Below are 3,241 nucleotides of genomic sequence, written 5' to 3'. Positions count from 1 at the left end.
GTGTTGTGATACGAGTTCAAAGACTCAACCAGCTCAATTGGGGTATAAGTGTTGACTAGGAATTGAACAGTTTATGCGACGGGATCAAAGTCCCAACAGCAGGTGCGTTCTTCATCCTGGTTTTAATTTTACTCTTATTATAATAATAAATAAGGGTACATACCAGATTGAACTGGTTATGTACCCTATTATACGAACATGAGCTTAAACGACATCTAACCTATGGAGCATAAATGAAAGTCGGGATGACATATGAAAGTTTTGTGCTCAAGCTAAAGTTATGATCATTTGTAAGACGTCGTGAAGCTCAGGGACGTCAGATTGTGTGAAAACATTATAATAAATCACCGGATCTAAGCTGAATAACTTTTAAATCGTATATTAAAATAACAAAAATTAAGAATGGGTAAAGCCCATTCTTTTAATTTCTTAACTAAATTCTTAATCCCGATTACATTTATCACTCTTTTCAAATTATAGGCACAGAAAGATAGACCTATCTCTGTACTTACAGAATTAATACCCTTTGTAAGTAGATAATAGGAATCAAAACCTCTTTTTACTGTTCCAAAAGGATGCTCAGCTAACCATTGCCTTTTTCTATATGTATCCCAATTTTTTATTGTTTGTTTATCTATTTCATCTAATAGTTCTTTATGCATCCAACGGTCTATATTTCTTCCTGCTTTTTGAGCTTTGGTACAGTTATCTCTTAATTTACAACCATTACAGGCTTCATAATTATTATATCTTTTATATTGAGTATTTTTTTTTAATGTGTGACGAAAAATTAATATTTTACCTGCTGGACAAATATAATGATCATTTTCAGGGTCATAATCAAATTTTTCAGATGAAAATACTTTAGAGTTTTTATTTTTAGGTTTAGCAACATAAGGAGTAATTCCATTATCTACACATTCTTTTAGTTCTACATTTTTATAATAACCTTTATCTGCTAATACTGTAATATCTTCTAATTCTAATATTTCTTTTGCATTTTTACTCATAACACTTAGATAATCATAGTCATGTGTATCATTTGTTACTTTATAATCAAGTATTAACTTATTTTTCTCTTCTACAGTTGTCTGTACATTATAGCAAACTTCTATCTTTTGATTATTCACCATATTTCTAGCTTCAGGGTCTGTAAGAGAAACTTGGGTTTCTCCCGTCTCTTTTATAATCTGTTTGTAATTTTGGTATTTAGATTTCTTCTCTCTTAACTTTTTTACTTTTCTTCAATTTCATCAGCACTCACCTTCCTATCGGAAGATTCTATTTTATCTGATTTATCTAATTTTTCAATATACTTCTCTATTTTTTCTTCTATTTCTTTTATCTTTCTATTTAATTTTCTTTGATTAAAATTTTGTTTCTTACCATTCCATGCTTTAAACTTAGAACCATCTACGGCTATTAATTCTTTACCAAATAAATCCCAGTTTTCACATAACAAAACGAATTCTTTAAATACTTGTTTAATCGCTTTTTTATTATCTTTTCTAAAATCAGATTGTAATTTCTTTATTAACCACATTACTTCAAGATTTTTATGAGTTTCTGCTTCTAGTCTTCTTGAAGACCTAATTCTGTTCATATATCCATAAATATATAATTTCAGTAAATCTCTAGGGTTATATGCAGGTCGACCAGTAGAAGCTGGCTTTGCTTTTTTAAATTCTAACTTGTTCATATTTAATCCATCTACTATACAATCTGGCATTAATATTATTTGATTTCTATCTTCCCCTTCTATATAACCTATATCATCCACCTCATTTTAACTTGATTTTTCTTTAGTTGTATTATATATTAATTATACCATATTTAGTTAATGTTTTATGAACTTTTCACACAATCTGACGTTACACGACATGCTAAGTTCTATTCATTATTTGTATGGTTATGTGTCTTTTAATTCCTATAAAAATGATATATAATGTAGTTAGTATTTAGGAAATAATATTAAGAAGTTAGTAAGGGATAAATAGACATGAAAAGAGAAATTTTAGACCCTAAAGTTGATTTTGTATTTGAGCAAATATTTGGTTCGGAGAAACATCCAGAAATATTAATTGAATTTTTGAATAGTGTATTTGGAACAAAGGGTACAGAAAATGAGATTAAAAGTGTAAAAATAGAAAATCCAGATATAGATAAAGATGGGAAGAAGATAAATTTTCTTGGTTAGATGTTAAGGCAACAACTAATAGTAATACTAAGGTAAATATAGAGATTCAGCTTAAAAATCAATATAATATGAAAAGAAGGACATTATATTATTGGAGTAAATTGTTTGAGTCTCAGATGAAAGAAGGAGACCCATATCAGAAGTTGGAAAGAGCTGTAACAATAAATATTCTTAATTTTAATTATTTAATTGAGAACGATAGATATCATAATACTCATCTTTTAAAGAAGAAAGAAACTGATGAAGTTTTGACTGATTTACAGAAAGTTGATTTTATAGAATTACCTAAGTTAAATTCAGATAGTAAGAAAGTAAGGGATGATCTAATACCTTGGAATACCTTAGGCGTTATTTTTGAAAAATCCTGATAGTGAGGTGATAAAAATTCTTGAGGAAAGAATAAAAGAATTGAAAGAAGCGGCGGAGGTTCTAGAATTATTAAGTCATGATAAGAAGACTAGAGAAATATATGAGAGTAGGCAAAAGGCAATTCATGACCAAATTACTAATTTACAGGGTGCAGTAATGGAAGCTATAGATTTGTGAATCTAAAATGAAATTTATCCAAAATAATTCCTAGCACCTGCACGTTGTTTTATCTTTTCAGGGTTACTATTAGCATAATCAGAAAATATCTTCAATTGGTTTGATAATTCTTCAATGGATGTATAAGCAGACTTATTAGATAAAAACTTCTTCATCCAATTCCACATATTCTCCTGAGGGTTAAGTTCAGGAGAATATGGAGGTTGGAATAATAGAAATAAATGATCTTTATTTTTGCGAACAAATTTCTTTACTAGATCTGCTCTATGAATACTAGCATTATCTAAAAGTACAAAAGTTTTTTCTATACCTCTTTGATGGTCATATTCTAATAATTTTTCTAAAAAAGAAATAATTTCTGTAGCACAGATTGAAATAGAATCTTTTGTTCCTTTTTTATATTTTTCATAGAGGAAATAGAAATCTCTTAATACTTCAGTAGCACCTATGATATTAAGACCTTTACGTGTTCCATTCTTTTCAATTATAGTTGGTTGT

The 3,241-nt window shown here is 28.6% G+C and carries 4 protein-coding genes and 1 pseudogene; 2 read left to right on the top strand and 3 right to left on the bottom strand.

What is annotated here, in order from left to right; genetic code table 11:
- Positions 1 to 353 precede the first annotated feature (353 nt).
- Both U472_RS11440 and U472_RS11435 read right to left on the bottom strand, forming a co-directional pair.
- The gene (locus tag U472_RS11440) at positions 354 to 1,133 is read right to left on the bottom strand and encodes a transposase (protein ID WP_068718578.1); all 780 of its coding nucleotides are present in this window, start codon (positions 1,131 to 1,133) and stop codon (positions 354 to 356) included.
- Between the two features lie 101 nt (positions 1,134 to 1,234).
- A complete protein-coding gene (locus U472_RS11435; RefSeq protein WP_068718575.1) occupies positions 1,235 to 1,780 on the bottom strand; it encodes a transposase in 546 nt (181 codons plus the stop codon).
- A gap of 219 nt (positions 1,781 to 1,999) precedes the next feature.
- Between U472_RS11435 and U472_RS16335 the strand changes: the two are divergent.
- Together U472_RS16335 and U472_RS17450 are read left to right on the top strand one after the other, a co-directional pair.
- Positions 2,000 to 2,565: pseudogene (locus U472_RS16335) on the top strand (Rpn family recombination-promoting nuclease/putative transposase).
- Positions 2,566 to 2,572: 7 nt separating this feature from the next.
- Positions 2,573 to 2,743, top strand: a complete 171-nt coding sequence (locus tag U472_RS17450; protein ID WP_281201100.1) for a hypothetical protein — start codon at positions 2,573 to 2,575, stop codon at positions 2,741 to 2,743.
- A 14-nt stretch (positions 2,744 to 2,757) separates the two neighbouring features.
- Here U472_RS17450 and U472_RS16575 read toward each other — a convergent pair.
- Positions 2,758 to 3,241, bottom strand: a 484-nt coding sequence (locus U472_RS16575) for a transposase (RefSeq protein ID WP_141677985.1), incomplete at its 5' end; no start/stop codon positions are given.

The organism is Orenia metallireducens, from assembly GCF_001693735.1.
Classification (GTDB): domain Bacteria; phylum Bacillota; class Halanaerobiia; order Halobacteroidales; family Halobacteroidaceae; genus Orenia; species Orenia metallireducens.
Note: the sequence above shows the minus strand (reverse complement) of the source record. Positions and strands in the feature narration are given on the sequence as shown.

Excerpts from the sequence above, each read along its gene's own strand:
- U472_RS11440 (WP_068718578.1), bottom strand. The coding sequence starts at position 1,133 with ATGGTGAATAATCAAAAGATAGAAGTTTGCTATAATGTACAGACAACT.